The organism is Cohnella sp. GCM10027633, assembly GCF_042675445.1.
Taxonomy (GTDB): Bacteria; Bacillota; Bacilli; order Paenibacillales; family Paenibacillaceae; genus Cohnella.
Map to the genome: position 1 here is coordinate 266339 of NZ_JBHTGV010000001.1, position 17333 is coordinate 283671.

Sequence of the window (17333 nt, forward strand, 5' to 3'; positions counted from 1 at the left end):
GCGACTCTCGTCCGGTATTTTACGCTAGCGTATCTTCCCTCTCTCGTTCTTGCAACAGTTCGCGGATCGAGACCGGCCGGTTGTCCGCGATGGAACGGTTCGCGGCGACGCCGATCAGCATGGAGAGCGCGCCCTCCATCGATCCCGCTTGCTGATTCAGCTTGTCTTCCGCATCGCGCCGGAACAGCATGCGAAGCAGCCGTTCGTCTCCGCCCCCATGAACGCCGGTTGCCATCGGAACATGATAGACGACCGCCTCGCCACGGCGATTGAAGACGCGGATATGCTCGTTGCGTTCGCCCGCGTTAAGCGGATTCTCGAAGCTCTCCGCTTCGATTCTCCCCTTCGTGCCGTTGATCGCGATTTTCCACCCTTCGTAAGGACAATGCGCGTTGAGCGAATAGGATAACTGGGCGCCGCTCGCGTATTGCAGATTCACGGACATCGTATCGTAAGTCGTGATGCCATCGCCGAATACGCACTGGTCGCGATAATAGCCGTCGTCCTTCTCCGCCTCGGCGTACATCTCCTTGTTCGTCGGATCCTTGGTCAAGTCGAAGTAGAATTCGCAGTCGCCGGCGTGCTCGCAGGAAGTGCAGCGGACGCCGCGCTTCTCCCGGGTCGGACCGTAGAAGCTCGTCGTTCCGTACGCGTACAGCCGTTCCGGCACGTCCCCGAGAAGCCAATTGACCATGTCGAAGTGATGCGTCGACTTGTGGACGAGCAACCCGCCGCTATATTCGCGATTCCGGTGCCAACGCCGAAAGTAATCCGCGCCGTGCGACGTATCGAGCAAGTATTCCAGGTGAACGCTCAGCACAGAGCCGATCGCGCCTTCGAGCAGCAGCTCCTTGATTCGCTGCACGTAAGGCGCGAACCGCATGTTGAAGGTGACGGTCACCTTCTTCCCGGTTTCCTTCTCGGCTCGCAGAATGGCGCGGCACTTGGCGTCGTCCGTCGTCATCGGCTTCTCCGTGATGACGTCGCAGCCGGCGCGCAGCGCGCGAATGATGTATTCGTCGTGGACGCTGTCGATCGTCGTCACGATGACCGTATCCGCCCGGCTCTCCGCGAGCATGCGGTCGAAGTCGTCGTACACGGGCACGCCTCCGCATATCGTGCTCATATAGCGGGCTCTGGTCGGATTCGAGTCGTGGATGCCGACGAATTCCGCGACGTCTTGGAATTGCTGGGCCAACGGCTTGGCGAACATGTACAGTCCGCGGTGCCCGGCCCCTACGAGGGCGTATTTCGTCCGCATCGCTTGCTGGCCTCCGCTCTATAGATGTTTTCGGAAAAATTCGAACGCCTTGTTACCCGCGAACGCGTGCGGTCCGGCATGCGTATCCTCTTCCAACTGGGAAGCGGCGTCGGCCGCGTTATAGATGCGCTTGACCCCATCGTAGCCCTTCAGCAAGTCTTCGATATAGAAACAATCGTCGTAGATGCCCATCTCCACGAGGAGCGGCCGCGGCGCGATCAAGCCCGCGATATCGTGCGTGTCGAAGTACTTGTAAATTTCCGGTACCATCTGCGAGCCGCAGAAGTTGCCCCGGGCGACGCCGAAGCCGGAGAACGGGTTGATGTAGCTCATGACGTCCGCCGCCTTGATGCGCGGTTCGATCGCCGTCGTCAGCGTCGTCATCGTGCCGCCGTAGCTGAGTCCCATCATGCCGATCCGCTCCGGGTCGACTTCCGCGCGCGTCTCCAAGTAATCGATCGTGCACTTGATATCCCAGATGTTCAGCGTCTGAGGATAGACGCCGAAGATCGAGCCCTTAATATAGTTCAGATTGCAGGCGTCCGTCTTGCAGTGCGTATCGTTGCGTTCGCCGAAGCCGCGCAGCTCCGGCACGATGACGAAGAAGCCGGCCCGCGCCATCTGTTCGCCGTAGTTGTAGTTCATGAGCGCGATCTGCTTGTCGTGCTCCGGCGAGGAGCGGACGCCGGCGACCGGGTCTTTGCCCAAGTCGACGGGATGCCCGTTGCAGCAGATGATCGCCGCGTTGCTGCGGTCTGGCTTCATGTGCCTCGGCCGCAAGACGACGCAAGGAACGGAAGCGAACGCTTCGGAATCGAAGATGACGCGTTCGCGGATCAGGTCGCCGTCCTCCACGACGTATTCGACCTCCGCCGCGAGATCGACTTTATCGGGGAAGGGCCCGAGCAACGACTTGAATCGCTCCGTTGCAGCGGTCCTCCATGCTTCCCAGTCTTCCTTCGTCTCTCCTTGGAAGGAGCTGAGCGGTACCCACTCCTTCGCCTTCTCGTTCCAATATTCGGTCATGGAGAAATGCCGATTCGCCATAATGATACTAACCTCCGCTGCTGTAATGTGTTAGCTCGATCGTTGATGTGGGGTCTGAATGCCGTTAGAACGATTGCGATCGAACGCTTGGAGCAGCAGGAGCAACAATAACGCCAATAACGTGCCGAGCGCCGATATGCCGAACATGCGCGAAGCGTTCCCGTTAAGAAGCTGATGACCGGCCCATAGATTGCCCGCGACGCCGGAGAGCGTGCCCGTCAGCATGAACAGCACCAATTGCCCCGTCGACTGCATCGCTTCCGGCACCTTCGATCGCATGTGGAACATCGCCGCGACGTAGAACAGGACGTGCGCTCCGCCGAACGCGACTTGGGTGACGGCTAGCATCCATACCGATTGGCTCCAAGCGTATAGCGCCCAGATCGCGCCGTAGAGCGCGGCCGAGACGAGCAATATCGGGTATACCCCGAAGCCGCGAATCCATCTGGATCCGTAGAGGAAGAACGGAATTTCGCATAACGGCGCGATGATCGCAATGATCGCGATCGTCATGTCGCTGCCGCCCTGCTGCTTGATGAAGATACTGAAGAATCCTTCGAATGCCCTGGCCGGTATGTTCACGAGAAGTACCGCGCCGGCGAACAGCAGCATCCGGGGCGCTACGAATAGCGCGAGTCCCCGGCGAAGCTCCGCCGCTTGCATGCGGGGTCTGCCCCGTTCGCGCATGCCGGCGACGAGCCAGAGGACGAGCAGGATGATCGCGCCGTGCGTCCCGAACACGGCAGGCAGCTCGCCCGCCGTAGCTGCGGCTCCGAACAGCAGCGTGAGCAGCACGATGCCTACGGATCCCCAGTGCCGGTAGAAGCCGAAGTCCCTTCCCGTCCGTTCCGCGTAATTCAGCGTCCACAGATCGGAGAACGGCAGCAGAGACGTCGTGAAGAACCGGACCCCGATCGCGAAGACGAACACCCATGCGAACCGATCGGCCGCGTATAAGCCGCCGAACAGGATGAACGTGCCCGCGAAGACGAGAAGCGTGATGACCCGGATCGTGCCGTACTTGTCGCTGGCGATGCCCCAGAACAGCTGACCGGCGAAGCCGACGAGCGATCCCGCTGACAGCGTCATCCCGATCTCCAGCATCGAGAACGATTTGTCCTGAAGCACGAGCGGCAAGTAGACCGAGATGAACACGAGCGGTCCGGACACGAGGAAGTTAAGGGCGACTAAGCGCCATGCTTGCGAGCGTTCGGAATCGCTGCCGATGACCATGCGCTGCGTTATCCTTTAAGGCCCGTCGTCGCGATTCCTTGCATGAACTGCTTCTGCATGACGAAGAACAGAATGATTAACGGCATGATCGACACCGTGGTCATCGCGATCGCCTTCCCGATGTTGCCCGAACCCGATTCGTCCATGAACGTGTTGATGGCGACCGGTATCGTGAATTTCTCGATGCTGCTAATGAAGATAAGCGGCGAGAAGAAATCGTTATACGTCCAGGAAAACTGCAAGATGACGACCGTAATGAGCACCGGCGAACACAGCGGGAAAATGATCTGCCGGAATATTCGGAACGTAGAAGCGCCGTCGATGCGCGCGGATTCGTCGAGATCGATCGGCAAGCCCATAATGAACTGGCGGACCAGGAAGATGAAGAACGCTCCGCCGCCGAAGAATGCGCCGATATAGAGCGCCGCGTATTTGTCGATCAGACCCAACCAATCGTACAAGGTGTAAGTCGGCACTAATGTGACTTGCGAAGGCAGCATCATCGTCGCGAGCAGCACGACGAACCAGAAGTTTCTGCCTCGGAACGGAATTCTGGCGAAGCCGAACGCGACCATGGAAGCGGTTACGATCGTCGCGACGACGGCGACTCCGGTTACGAAGAACGAGTTGAAGAATACGCGTCCGAACGTGACGCTGCCCATGAAATGCCAACCGGCTTTATAATGCTGAAGCGTCCATTCGGAGGGCAACCATTCGAACGGCATCCGGAAAATCATGTTCATCGGCTTGAACGAGCTGACGATGAGCCAGTATAACGGGAACATGAACATCGCGAGACTGAGCAGCAGAACGACGTGGAGCACGAGATGACCGACGTTCGTTTTTTTCTTCCGTTGGTTCGCAGCCATCAACGTTTCCCGCCTTTCATCTCGGACTCGTAGAACACCCAGGCGGACGAGCTCCTAAGCGTCAAGAGCGTCAACAGCAGGATGATGACGAACAGTACCCACGCCAGCATGGACGCGTAGCCCATTCGGAAATACTTGAACGCTTCTTCGTACAAGTACAGCACGTAGAAGTAAGTCGATTTCACCGGACCGCCCTTCGTAATGACGAAGCCTGCCGTGAACACTTGCATCGCGTTAATGATACCGAGGATAAGGTTGAATAGAATAACCGGCGTTAACAGCGGTACGGTAATCGCCCTGAACCTGCGCATCGCGCCGGCTCCGTCCACCTTGGCGGACTCGTATAGCTCGGTCGGAATTTGCTGCAGACCGGCGAGGAAGATGAGCATCGCCGTACCGAGCACCCATGCATTAATGCCGACGAGCGTGAACAGCGCGTTATCGACGCTATTGAAGAATCTCACGGCATCGAAGCCGAGCCAAGTGATGAAGGAGTTGACGACGCCGCTGTCGCTGAAAATAAATTTCCACATGATCGCGACGCCGATGGATGAACCGACGAACGCGGGCAGATAGAGACCCGTGCGATAGAAGCCGATCCCCTTCAGCTTCACGTTGAGAGCGAGCGCCGCCAGAAGCGCCGTGCCGAGATGAAGCGGAACGGATAGCGCCGCGTATATCGACGTCACCTTGAGCGATTTCCAGAAGATGTCGCTGTCGACGATTTTATTGAGATTGTCCATTCCCGTGAACTTCGGCGCTTCGATGAAGTTATAATCGGTGAACGCCAAGTACATGGACCACCCCGAAGGGAGAAGCATGAAGACCAAGAACCCAACCAACCAAGGAGCAATGAACAAGTAGCCTTCGAGATTCTGCTTCCATGTTCTGTACATCGCGTTCCCTTCCTTCCTGCTGTTGTGCGAGCGACGATACAGACCGCGGGCCGCCGATGACGGCCGGCCCGCAATCTATCGCGACGATTATGGATTCATTTCTTTGAATACGCGATTCAGTTCGGCTTCGGATTCCGCGATGAACTCCGCTTGCGTCGACTCTTCGTAGATATACTTCTCGATCGTCGTCGTAAGTGCCGCGTTCGCTTCCGGAGCGCCGACAGGCTGCGCGGGCAACCAGAATTCGTCTACGCCCGCTTGAGATCTCGTGACGACGTCGACCATGTCGAACGCCGGCGTATTCGGCTCGATGACTTCTTCGGACAAGTATCTTGCGGATTCGGCAACCGCCGGAACGCCGCTCTCGATGCCCGTCAGCTTGATTCCTTCTTTGTCCGTCATCAAGAAGTTAACGAGCAAGAGTGCTTCCTTAACGTGCGGCGAATCGTTCGACACGCCCCAGAGACCGGACGGTACGGGAGGGTTCGCGATCTTGGCGCCGGTTCCGTCGAACGTCTTCGGCATGACGGCGAAGCCGATCGGGTCTGGAGTCAAGCTGACGGTCGTAACCGCGGCGGAGGAAGCGGCGAGAGCCGCGGCAAGGTTGCCCGCCTCGAAGCCGACCGTATCGCTCGTCGTGCGCACCATCGTGCCGTCCGCCCATAGTTTCTCCGTCCAGTTCCATACGACCGCCGCTTTGTCCGGGTTAACCGTCGCCTTAGGCGGAGATACGGAGCCGTCGAGAATTTCGGCGCCGAGCTGTTTCATCATAAGAGCGTACGTATCCGGGAAATCGTACCAACCGGTCAAGCCGTATACCTTGGAATTGGCGGCATGCACTTGCGACAGCTTATCGCCCAGCGACGTCCACGACTCGTCGTCGGTCGGGTAAGGTACGCCGGTATCGTCGAACACCTTTTTGTTGTACATGATCACGTTGGCGATAATCCCCGCCGGAACTCCGAGCAGCTTATCTCCGACTTTGTAGAACGGAGATTGCATCATGGAGTCCAGCTCGTCGATGAACGGCAGCTCCGCCTTGTGGTCGTACAGATTGACGAGCGATTCGCCCTTGCCGTAGTTCTGCGTCTGCGCCCGGGAGAACAAGAAGACGTCCGGGGCGTTCTTCGTGCTTAACTGAACCGTTAGTTTGTCATGATAGCCTTCGAATCCGGAGAATGTAGGCTCCACCGTAATCCAATCGTATTTCTTATGGAATGCTTCGATCGCCGCTTGGTATGCGGCATGGCGCGTATCTCCGCCCCACCAGCTGATTTTCAAAGTGACCGGCTCTTGCGGCTCCGCGGAAGGCTCCGAGGAAGCGTTTGCAGGTTGGCTTGCGGAAGACGATGACGAAGGCGAGTTGGAAGCCGTCTCTTTATTGTTGTTGGAACAAGCTGTCAGTACCAGAGACAAGACGAGCACGATCGTAAGAAGAAAAACCGTTTTGTTCGATTTTACCATCTTTATAACCCCTCTCCATGGTTTGGATCATGCATTCGAATCGATAAGACCAAGTGCGATTCCTTCAGTACAGGCAACGAGCTCGAATCACCGTCCTCAATAAAGTGGCAACGTCTGCAGCGTTGAGCAATCGATTACTATCTTTGAGAGTCGTGCTCTCATCCGATAATGTCTTTATTATAAGTGGCAAGCGAGGAATGGGCTTTGTATTATTAGCCAGACTTTGTGCGATTAGCCGCCGAAATGCTATATTCCTCGCCTCCCGAGTGCGAAAATAAGCTTTTCACGCCTGATTCCGATTGATAAGATAAGTGCATGCGGAGACTCTATACGGGCAGGGAGCGTGAGATCGATGGCGTCGAACCACACGGTGCTTAAGCAAACGATTGCCATATCGCACATTTATACGATCCACTATTTCGAGAAGAGCAAGAACTTCGTCTTCTCCGGCGAGCAACACGACTTCTGGGAGTTCCTCTACGTCGACAAAGGCGAGATCGAAGTCATGGCCGACACGACGCTCCATCGCCTGAAGCAAGGCACCATCATCTTCCATAAGCCGAACGAGTTCCACAGCTTCTACGCCTACCATGGCACCGCGCCGAACTTCATCGTCATGACGTTCGAGAGCCGTTCCCGGGCGATGAAGCGGTTCGAGAATCTCGTCCTCCAGCTGCAGGACGAGGAGCGCAATCTGCTTGCCCAGATCATTAAGGAAGGCGCCGGCGCCTTCACGTTCCCGTTCGATTATCCGCTGAAGCGTAAGTCGACGCAAGGGATCGGCTGCGAGCAGATGGTCAAGATTTACCTCGAGATGTTCCTGATCCGCCTGCTGCGCAAGGATACGGGCTGCGACATCTCTTCTCCCCTCTCCACTCCGGCCAAGGAGAAGTCCGAGACGGACGTCACCGACGCGATGATCCGCTTCCTGTCGGACCGGATTCATACGAAGGTCACGATCGAAGAGATGAGCGATGCGACGCATATCGCCAAAACCCGCCTGAAAGACCTGTTCAAGAAAAAGACGGGCAGCAGCATCATGACCTACTTCATCAAGATGAAGATCGACCGCGCCAAGCTGGACATCCGCGAGGGCAAACATAACTTCACCGAAATCGCCCGCATGCTCGGCTTCAGCGACGTGCATTACTTCTCGAAGACGTTCAAGCGAGTGACGAACATGACCCCTTCCGAGTATGCCAAGTCCGCGCAAGCCCGCAGTTGAGGACGAGTCATTCTACGATTATAGCTTGGAAGAGAACGCGCATGGAATAGTCTTCGTTTAGCAATCGATTGCTAAACCGTTGCAAATAGGATGCAGGAGGCCGTTGAGAATGGAGCTTCGGAATCTAGAACGTTATCGCGTACCGATCTATGACTTGACTAGCCAATTGAGAGATTACGTGAACGGCCGAACGACACAAACCCTGCTCGCCGGGGAACGGGCGCGTCGCGACATCGCGGACGTCGAAGCATTGACGGCACGGAAAGCGGCGGTTCGCGGCAAGCTGCTCGAGGGCATCGGGGGCCTCCCGCCGCTCGATACGCCTCTTCGTCCGAGGACGATGAACGTCCTGCGCCTGACGGGATTCTCGATCGAATCGATCGTGTTCGAACCGCGGCCAGGCACTTACGCGACGGCGAACGTATACGTTCCCGACACGCCCGTACGGCCCGGCGGCGCCGTGCTCTTCGTATGCGGCCATCGCGAACGGGCGAAGCAGGATCCGGATTACCAGATGGTGTGCCAGAAGCTCGCGAACGCCGGCCTCGTCGTCATGGCATTGGATCCGATCGGACAAGGAGAACGTTACAGCTATGCCGACGTATCCGATCGCGTATCGCTGACCAATGCAGCCGACCACGAGCATGCCGGCGCGCAATGCTGGCCGCTGGGCGACGGAATAGCCCGCTATTTCCTGCACGATATCATGCGGGCGCTCGATTACTTAAGCTCGCGCGAGGACGTCGATCCGTCGCGCATCGGCATGACAGGCAATTCAGGCGGCGGCGTGCAGACCAGCCTCGCGATGATGTGCGACGACCGAATCGCCGCCGCGGCCCCCGCTACGTTCCTGTCTACCCGGGAAGCGATTCAGCTCTCCGGCATGCCGCAGGACGCGGAGCAGATCTGGCCGGGGATGGCCGGCGCGGGCTTCGATCACGCGGACGTCGCTCTTGCCTTCGCTCCTCGCCCGTTGCTAGTATTGGCGGCGACGGAAGATTTCTTCCCTATCGAAGGCACGCGCAAGACTTTATCCGAAGTTCGCCGCTATTGGGAGCTGCACGGCAAAGGAGACGATCTTCGGCTCTTCGAGGAAGAGACGCATCATCAATATTCGGAAGCGATGGCGGACGCGGCAGCGGCCTTCTTCGCCTCGCGGCTGTTCGGAAGAAGCGAACCGTGGGCGACGGCCCCGCTGCAATTGCTCGAGCCTTCGCTTCTGCGCAGCACCAGGACGGGTCAGGTCAAGCTGGACGAACCGAACGCCCGGGCGGTATACGACGAGAACGTCGATCGGCTTGCCGCGTTGGAGGAGGAGCGCAACGCGCTTCCGCCGGACGTACGGTTGGCGCGCGCCAAGCAATGGTTGACGGATAGAGTCATCGCTCCGAGAGTCGCCGCCGATGCGAACCCTCGGCCTTGCGATCGTTGGGAATTGCCTTCCCTTTCCTTGACCGCCACCAGTTGGATCTGGTTCTCCCAAGAGCGAATGATGTCTCACGCGTTCGCCTTCAGGGCATCCGGCGACGGTTCCTCGGAGCGCACGTTACCGCTGACGATCGGCCTATGGGAAGGCGGAACTTCACGGCTCGAAGCGCATGCGGATTGGATCGCGAAGACGTGCGCCGAGGGCAGGATCGCGCTCGTTCTGAATGTATCCGGCGAAGGCGCCCTCTCTCCCAACAGCGTCTATGCCGTATACGAATTGAAGGAACGGTTCGGCACGCTGCACAAGTTCGATACGGATCTGTACGGACTCGAGGATAGCTTGGCGGCGCTTCGCACATTCGAAGTCTGTCGCGCGATGGATGCGGCGGCAACTTTGAGAGGCGTCGATCGATCTGACGTCCAGCTGTATGCCGAGGGCGGATTCGGGATGTACGCTTCGTTGGCGAAGATACTGGCCGATGGCGATTATGAAGTGCGTATCGAAGACGGTCTGGCGAGCGTAGGCTCTATCGTTCGCGATCGGTTGTACAGCAGGGAGCTATTAAGAGGGTTGATCCTACCGGGGATGCTGCGGTACTTCGATCTTCCGGATATTGTGTAACGCGAATAAGCAAATGGCGGTTACAGGAGATCCTGTACCGCCATTGTTTATTTACGTCTAGCGTAGACTCAGTTAGAACCCTTACTTCGCCGTCGCCGGGAAGAACCGCGGCAAGTACGCCTCGTTCTGGTCGAGCAAATCCCGGAGCAGCGCCTTGCCTACCGAGATCGACGGCACGAGCGGATGGCTGACGATCGCCTGCAGCGCCAAGTCCCGGTCCCCGTGCACGGCCGCGTCGACCGCCAGCGACTCGTACGTTTTGACCGCATGCAGCAGCCCTTGCACTTCCCGAGGCACGCGGGTAACCGGAAGCGGAAGCGGTCCCGCGGCCGTGATGACGCAGTTGACCTCGATCGACGCCTCCGGAGGGAGGAAGCTTAGCGTGTTCCCGTTCGGCACGTTGATCGTCTGAATATCGCGCGTATCGTTGTACAAAGAGCGCATCAGGTTGACCGCCGCCTCCGAATAATAAGCGCCGCCCCGCAGCTCTAGCTGCGGTGGCTTGACGTCGAGGTTCGGATCCTTGTACAGCTCGAACAACTCCCGTTCGACGCGTTGTACGACCGCCGCGCGCGTCCCCTTCCCCTTCAGCGCCTCCTGCTGCTCCCGCAGCATCTCGTCCCTCATGTAATAGTAACGCAGATATGCGCTCGGAATCGCGCCCAGTCCGCGAAGGAACTCGGCATCCCAAGCCAGATGCGGCACGTTGGCCGGCGTATTCAGCTCCAGCTTGCCGTTCAACAGCTTCTCGAGCTTGTTCTCGCCGTCCACATGCAGAGCGGTAATCCAATGCAGATGGTTGATGCCGACGAATTCGGGCAGAATCCGGCTCACGTCCGTCTGCAGCACCTTCGCCATCGCCTTGCGGAAGCCGATCGGGGCGTTGCATAATCCGATGGACTTGACGCGCGAATATTTGCTCACCGCCTCGGTGACCATCCCGGCGGGATTCGTGAAGTTAAGCAGCCACGCGTCCGGACACAGCTCCTCGATGTCCCTGCAGATGTCGAGCAGCACGGGAATCGTGCGGAACGCCTTCATCATCCCTCCCGGCCCCGTCGTCTCTTGGCCGATGACGCCGTGCGCGAGCGGAATTTCCTCGTCCCGCCTGCGCGCCTCGAGCTGGCCGACGCGAATCTGCGTCGTGACGAAGTCCGCTCCTTCGAGCGCCGAGCGCCGGTCGAGCGTCAATCGCAACTCGATCGGCAGTCCCGACTTGTCGATCATGCGCTTGGCCAGATTGCCGACGATGGAGAGCTTCTCCTGCCCCGACGGCACGTCTACCAGCCACAGCTCCGACAACGGCATGTCCGGATAGCGTTGAATGAACCCTTCCACGATTTCCGGCGTATAGGACGAACCGCCGCCGATTACGACCACTTTGATCGCCTTCTTCATGATCGTTCCTCCTCTAAGACCCTTATTAGACTGTTTTCTCGAATCGAACCTCGCGCAGCGTCCGGTCGACCTCCGCCGGCACCTGCGCCCCTGCCGCGTCCATCGCGCTCAGTATCGCGCCGATGACGGGCTCCGCTTGCAGCTTGACGACCCGCGCATGCGGGGCGACTTGCCTTACCGCGCGCTCGATCGGCTCGAAGACGAACGGGCCTTCGCCCTTGGTCACGACGCTGCCGGCCAGCACGACGTCGAAGCTGTCCTGTTCCAGTTCCAGTCGTCGGATCATCGCCTGCGCGGACAACCCGAGTTCTCTCCCCTGCTTCGTCAGAATGCTGCCGGATACAAGGTCGCCTTTGGCGGCTTCCGCGAACAAGCATGGCACGATTGACAGCGGGACGCGGGTTAAGTTCCGGTCGAGGAAATCGTGGAACATCGTAGCGACGTCGGGATATCCGTATACCCTTAACATCTCCGCGGTCAACGATGTCGCGAATCCCCTTCCTTCCCAGTGACGGATAACGGCTTTGAACGCGTCGATCGCGATATCCGCTCCGCCCCCGTAATCTCCGTACATCGAGCCGAAGCCGCCGATCTGCAGCTCGTTCCCCTTCCGGTCGCGACCGGCGCAGTTCGTGCCCGTGCCGCAGATAAGGACGACGCCGTGCGGTTGGTACGTTCCCGCGCGCAAGGCGATCATCGTATCGCAGCTGATTCGGTACTCGGGCAAGCCGAGCGGCTTAATCATCGGATGCAATATTCGGTAGTCGGCTTCCCGATCCGCTCCGGACAGACCGAAGAACGAGTATGCGACCTCTCCGACGGAACGGCCGGCTTCCGCCAGCGCTTGCAGGACCGCGTCGCGAATGTTCGCGGCGGCGCCGTCCCGGTCGAGTTGATGGTTGCCGTTGCCGCTCTTCCCCGTGCCGAGCGTGCGCCCGTGTTCGTCGGCGACCATCGCGTACGTCTTGCTTCCCCCGGCGTCGACGCCAAGGTAGATAGGCATATCGATCATTCCTTCGATTGAAGATTGGCACAGCATGGCGTTCACGCTCGCCCGAGTCGCGCTTCCGACGCGGAGCGTCTGCGCTCCAGGCTCGGAGAGTGCCCGATATGAGTCTTGAATAGCCGGTTGAAATTCGATAAGTTGCGGAAGCCGCATTCGTTCGCCACGTCCACGATCTTGCAGTCGGATTGTTGCAGCATTCGGACCGCGTGCGATAGCCGGATCTGAATGACGTATTCCATCGGCGACACGCCGACCGCCTGCTTGAAGAGCGCGCTGAACCGCGCCGGGCTTAAATACGCGCGTTCGCTCAAGCTTTTCAGATCCCATTCCATCGCGTACTGGCTATCGACGATTTCGAGCACTTCGCGAATGATCGCATGCTGTCCGTTGCTCGCTCCGGCGTGCCTGCCCGCAAGCATCGCTTGCTCGATGCGGCATTCGCGGCCGATGTAAGCGAGGAACCGCAGCAGATACGCCCGGATGACGGAGACGTGGGAGAACGCTTTGCGCTCGTTCTCTTGCTGAATGGTCAACAGGATGCGGCGCAGCTCGTTCATTCTCGCGTGTTCCCGCGGGACGAGATTCGCGTAATGCTTGCCCAGCTCTTTGAACGGAGACAGAATCGTCGGATCGTAGCGCGCGTCAGCGAGGAACCAAGACGGACTGAACGTGATGACGAGAATCGTGAGCCCTTCACGTTCGAACGCGCGGTGGAGGTCCTTCGAGTTGATCAACACGATGTCTCCCCGCTCGAATTCGATCGTCCGCCCGTTAATATGGTAATAGCCGGTGCCGTTCTTGATCAGATTGATCTCGAACAGCTCATGCCAATGCAGCCGTTGGTATTGCGCCGCAACGCCGTCGGATTCGGTAACCGAGATCGGATACGTCGCATCGAGCTTGTCATCGTCGCACGCGATGAACCCGGGAATAAGTTCTCTCATTCGCAGTACCCCCCATTGGATCGGAAAATACGAATGCGCGCGCGATGATGTAACTGCCCCTATTGCCTTGCGTATACCGTTCTGCCTTCGACGACCGTCTCGACGATGCGGACTTCCGCCGTTCCCTCTTCGCATTCGAATAGGGTCAAGCTGCCGGGTCCGCCGGGTTCAAGCCTGCCTAACCCGCTCCAGCCCATCGCTTCCGCCGGCCGCTCCGTGACGAGCGCGACGGCGTCGGCCAGCGAATATCCGAGCGTCCCGACGAGGATGCGAATGCCGGTTTCGAGCGTAGAGGCCGATCCGGCGAGAATGCCCGGATTGTCTTGCATGTACAGTCTGCCGTCTTCCCGGAGGACGACTTGCCCTCCGATCTCGCTGCCGTAGACGCCCGGAGGCAATCCGGCCAGATCGACGCAATCGCTGACGAGGAACGCCTTGTCGCCTTTCGCTCTCAGCATGGTCTTCAGGGTGGCGGTCGGCAGGTGATGTCCGTCAGCGATCAACCCCGCGTACAGCCGATCGTCCGCCAATTGATCCCATATATAATTCGGGTGGCGCGGCAACGTAAGATGCGAGCCGTTCCCGAGATGAGTCGACATCGTCGCGCCTGCCGTCGCCGCGGCGGCAATCTGATCGGCGTTCGCCGAGCTATGGCCGATACTGACGATGACGCCGCTCCGATGCGCGTGCCGGATGAACGCTTCCGCGCCCTCCAGCTCTGGCGCCAGCGTAACGAGCGCGATTCTGCCTCCGGCGCTCTTCTGCATAACATCGAATTCGCGAATGTCGGGTTTACGCACGTGCACAACCGAATGGGCGCCTCTCGGACCCGTGATGTCGGAAATGTAGGGTCCCTCCATATGGATGCCGCCGATCGACGCCCCGATGTCCGGCTCCCTCTCGCAAGCGAGAGCGATCGTTCGCATCGCGCGATCCATTCGTTCGAACGAACCGGTAATGACGGTCGGCAAATACCGCGTCACGCCCTTCGACCACAAATACCGGGTCGCCGTGACGAGGTCTTCCGCGTCTGTCCGATCCCCGTTGAAGTCTCCTCCGTTGCAACCGTTCACTTGCAGATCGATCCATCCGGCGGATAGCCACGGCAACTCCGGAGACTCCGGCGCTTCGACGATCGCTTGAACGATGCCGTCCGCCACCTTCACTTCGATCGGACGGCCGGTCTCGACATGTCTGCCGATCCAGCTTCCGGCATTGCAATTCGCCGTCATGACTTGACCGGCAGAAGCGCCGAGGAATCGCGGTCGAGATACAACGACCAATCGGCATGGCGCTTCAGTATCGTCGCGGGCACGAGCGGCGATACGTCGCTCTCCATCGTGTTCAAGATCGCGTTCGCTTTCGAAGGGCGCGGGACGACGGACACGATCCGGCGGCAGCTCATAATGCCGAATACCGTCATCGATATCGCTTGAGCCGGCACGTCCGCCAAGCTCGGGAACCAGCCCTCGCGAACCTGTTGGGCCTTGCAGTCGTTATCCAGATCGACGACCTTGTACGCGCTGCGGGTATCGAAGTCCGCCGGGGGATCGTTGAACGCGATATGGGCGTTCTCTCCGATTCCGATCAAGCCGAGATCGATCTCGCCTTCCGCTAACGCGGCCTCCAGCTGTTGAATGATCTCCGAAGGGTTGCTCTCCCCATCGATGAGATAAGCCCTCTTCAGGGGAACGCGCGTAATGAACCGTTCGATGAGATATTTGCGGAAGCTCGCCGGATGCGAGATAGGCAAGCCGATGTATTCGTCCAAGTGGAACATCTCCACCGCGCTCCAATCGACCGGCTGCTCGATGAAATGCGCCAGGAACTCGAATTGGGACGCCCCGGTGGACAGGACGAGACGCGCTTTGCCCTTCTCCCGTATACAGTCGTTAAGATAAGCGGCGGCCGCCTCGGCGGCGTTTCTCCCGAGTTCGTCCGCGTTCGCGTGAATATGAAGTTGCATCGTTTCTCGCTCCTTTAATCGTTAGCGTTGTTATGATAGCAATCGATTTCTATAATGTCCGATGAATTCTTCCGTACTTGCGCACGGTCGCTAGCGCGCGCGCACGGAAGCTCTCTCCACGAGCCTCGGTTGAAGGATCATCTCTCCGGGCTGGTTATCCGTCTTGTCCATCCATTCCATCAGCATCCGGCAAGCCATTCTGCCCATCTCGTACTTCGGCTGTTCGATCGTCGAGAGCGACGGCGACACGATGCCGCCGAATTCCAGATTGTCGAACCCGATGACCGAGATCTGTTCGGGCACGCGGACTTGCTGGCTCATCAGTTCGTTCAATACGCCGAACGCCGTCATATCGTTGCAAGCGAAGATGGCCGTCGGCCAGGGCTTCGTCTGCAGCAAGCGCTTCGTCAACCGTCTTCCGTTCTCGAACTCTCCGAGCGCGCGCGAAGCTTCCTCGCCATCTCCCTTGTCGCCGCCAACGACGATCCGGTCGTCCGGAACGCTTATCCCGGCTTCCGCCATCGTCTCCTTGAAACCTTGCAGAAGCTGCTTGCGGCTCGGCAACGTGAGCGGCGCCGTCAAGAACGCGATGTCCCGGTGCCCGTTCTCGAGCAGATGACGCGTACCGAGCATGCCGCCCTTGCGGTAGTCGAAGTTGATCTGGAAGCCGGAGAAGTCGTCGATGGTCTGATCGATCGAGACGACTTTGAGCCCGTTGTTCATATAGGCTTTCAATTCGCGGCTCGCTCCGGATACGGGAGATAGAATGACGCCTTTCACTTGCTTCTCGAATAGCGTCGTCAAGTGGCTGATCTCGAGCGCCGCGTTCTGCTGCGAGTTGCACAGAAGCACGTGATAGCCCTTCTCGCTGGCGATCTCTTCGACGCCGGAGACGACCGCGGCGTAGAACGGGTTCGTTATCGAAGGAATGACGACTCCGATCGTGGACGTCTTGTTCGTCTTCAACTGCCGGCCGATGCTGTTGGGCATATAGTTCATCTGCTCGGCGGTTTCCTTGATCCTTCTGGCTAGCTCCGGCCTCACCGGGTAGCTGCTCTTGCTCAGCACGCGGGATACCGTCGCCGCCGATACGTTAAGCTTCTTCGCGATATCGTAGATAGTCGTCGGTTTATTCATGGTCACGCTCCCAAGGGTATACCTATTCCTTTCAATTATACCGAGGGAACTGTAACCTAGCAATCGATTTCTTTTCTCTCCCTTCTACACCGCGGGATATTCTCATCATAGGACCGTTGCCTCTAAAAGACAAATCTTTATATTGTCTATAAGTGGCGATTCTCGTCGTCGGAGAACCCGTTGCCCTGCAGCTTCAGCATGTAGGTCAACCGCTCGTTCATCTGCTCCGGACTGCGGTCGTAACCCTCTTCGTTCCATAGAATGAGCATGCCCATGATCGCGTTCGCCTGGAAAGCAAGCAGCAGCCCCACGTCCTTCACTTCGGACAGGTCGTTCGAGGCGCTCTCCAGAATGAGGCTCTTGATCTTGTCCAGCAGCGCGTAATAGTAAGAGAGCGACGATCTCTTATCGAACACGATCTCGTAAAACGGCTGATACTTCTTCACGTGGTGGAAAATCCGGATCGTCGACGGATCGAGATCGCTCGGCACGAGACGGGCCACATGACGGTACGGCTCGTAGAACGAGTCCTCCAGATCCTTCAGCAGATGGAGGACGTGCTCGTCGAACAACGATCCTACATCCTTGTAGTGCAGATAGAAGGCTCCCCTGCTCACGCCCGCTTCGCGGCATAGGGAGGACACGTTGATCGTCTCGAGCGCCGTCGTCTTCAGTAACGCCAACAACGCTCCGTGCAGCGCTTTTTTCGTATTCACGACTCTTACGTCGTTGTCATTCATCTTCGTTAACCCCGCTAATTGAACGATTCATTGCACATCTGTTAATTATATAATGACGATTCCGGAATGTACAAAAAAATACCGCAAGCAGGCAAGC

The 17333-nt window shown here is 58.4% G+C and carries 15 protein-coding genes; 2 read left to right on the top strand and 13 right to left on the bottom strand.

Features of this window, described 5'->3' with window-relative positions:
• Positions 1-19 precede the first annotated feature (19 nt).
• The 6 genes from ACFQZG_RS01130 to ACFQZG_RS01155 form a co-directional block, all read right to left on the bottom strand.
• A complete protein-coding gene (locus ACFQZG_RS01130) occupies positions 20-1261 on the bottom strand; it encodes a Gfo/Idh/MocA family protein (RefSeq protein WP_378149265.1) in 1242 nt (413 codons plus the stop codon).
• Positions 1262-1279: 18 nt separating this feature from the next.
• A complete protein-coding gene (locus ACFQZG_RS01135; protein WP_378149267.1) occupies positions 1280-2308 on the bottom strand; it encodes an alpha/beta hydrolase family protein in 1029 nt (342 codons plus the stop codon).
• A 30-nt stretch (positions 2309-2338) separates the two neighbouring features.
• Complete coding sequence (locus tag ACFQZG_RS01140) at positions 2339-3541, bottom strand: MFS transporter (protein ID WP_378149269.1); 1203 nt, start codon at positions 3539-3541, stop codon at positions 2339-2341.
• An 8-nt stretch (positions 3542-3549) separates the two neighbouring features.
• Positions 3550-4410, bottom strand: a complete 861-nt coding sequence (locus tag ACFQZG_RS01145) for a carbohydrate ABC transporter permease (protein WP_378149270.1) — start codon at positions 4408-4410, stop codon at positions 3550-3552.
• Positions 4410-5306: a carbohydrate ABC transporter permease gene (locus tag ACFQZG_RS01150; protein ID WP_378149272.1), complete on the bottom strand. Its 897-nt coding sequence runs from the start codon at positions 5304-5306 to the stop codon at positions 4410-4412. Before ACFQZG_RS01150 ends, ACFQZG_RS01145 begins: the two co-directional genes overlap by 1 nt.
• An 87-nt stretch (positions 5307-5393) precedes the next feature.
• Positions 5394-6770, bottom strand: a complete 1377-nt coding sequence (locus ACFQZG_RS01155; RefSeq protein WP_378149273.1) for an ABC transporter substrate-binding protein — start codon at positions 6768-6770, stop codon at positions 5394-5396.
• A gap of 352 nt (positions 6771-7122) precedes the next feature.
• Here ACFQZG_RS01155 and ACFQZG_RS01160 point away from each other — a divergent pair, with 352 nt between their 5' ends.
• Together ACFQZG_RS01160 and ACFQZG_RS01165 are read left to right on the top strand one after the other, a co-directional pair.
• Positions 7123-7995: a helix-turn-helix domain-containing protein gene (locus tag ACFQZG_RS01160; protein ID WP_378149275.1), complete on the top strand. Its 873-nt coding sequence runs from the start codon at positions 7123-7125 to the stop codon at positions 7993-7995.
• A gap of 109 nt (positions 7996-8104) precedes the next feature.
• Entirely contained in the window at positions 8105-10045 is a 1941-nt protein-coding gene (locus ACFQZG_RS01165; protein ID WP_378149276.1) for an alpha/beta hydrolase family protein, read from the top strand.
• A gap of 81 nt (positions 10046-10126) precedes the next feature.
• Here the strand turns inward: ACFQZG_RS01165 and ACFQZG_RS01170 are convergent, their stop codons facing one another.
• From ACFQZG_RS01170 to ACFQZG_RS01200, 7 genes are all read right to left on the bottom strand, one after another.
• The gene (locus ACFQZG_RS01170) at positions 10127-11443 is read right to left on the bottom strand and encodes a 6-phospho-beta-glucosidase (protein WP_378149278.1); all 1317 of its coding nucleotides are present in this window, start codon (positions 11441-11443) and stop codon (positions 10127-10129) included.
• A gap of 25 nt (positions 11444-11468) precedes the next feature.
• On the bottom strand, positions 11469-12446 hold the full coding sequence (locus ACFQZG_RS01175) for an N-acetylglucosamine kinase (RefSeq protein WP_378149280.1): 978 nt from the start codon (positions 12444-12446) through the stop codon (positions 11469-11471).
• 41 nt (positions 12447-12487) lie between these two features.
• Positions 12488-13393, bottom strand: coding sequence for a helix-turn-helix domain-containing protein (locus tag ACFQZG_RS01180; RefSeq protein WP_378149282.1), 906 nt, complete (start codon positions 13391-13393; stop codon positions 12488-12490).
• A 59-nt stretch (positions 13394-13452) separates the two neighbouring features.
• Positions 13453-14625: an N-acetylglucosamine-6-phosphate deacetylase gene (locus ACFQZG_RS01185; RefSeq protein ID WP_378149284.1), complete on the bottom strand. Its 1173-nt coding sequence runs from the start codon at positions 14623-14625 to the stop codon at positions 13453-13455.
• Positions 14622-15359, bottom strand: a complete 738-nt coding sequence (locus ACFQZG_RS01190; protein ID WP_378149285.1) for a 6-phosphogluconolactonase — start codon at positions 15357-15359, stop codon at positions 14622-14624. Before ACFQZG_RS01190 ends, ACFQZG_RS01185 begins: the two co-directional genes overlap by 4 nt.
• A 90-nt stretch (positions 15360-15449) precedes the next feature.
• Positions 15450-16496 (bottom strand): LacI family DNA-binding transcriptional regulator, encoded by a 1047-nt coding sequence (locus ACFQZG_RS01195; protein WP_378149287.1) that lies wholly within the window; start codon positions 16494-16496, stop codon positions 15450-15452.
• A 146-nt stretch (positions 16497-16642) separates the two neighbouring features.
• The gene (locus ACFQZG_RS01200; protein ID WP_378149288.1) at positions 16643-17236 is read right to left on the bottom strand and encodes a TetR/AcrR family transcriptional regulator; all 594 of its coding nucleotides are present in this window, start codon (positions 17234-17236) and stop codon (positions 16643-16645) included.
• Between the last annotated feature and the right edge of the window lie 97 nt (positions 17237-17333).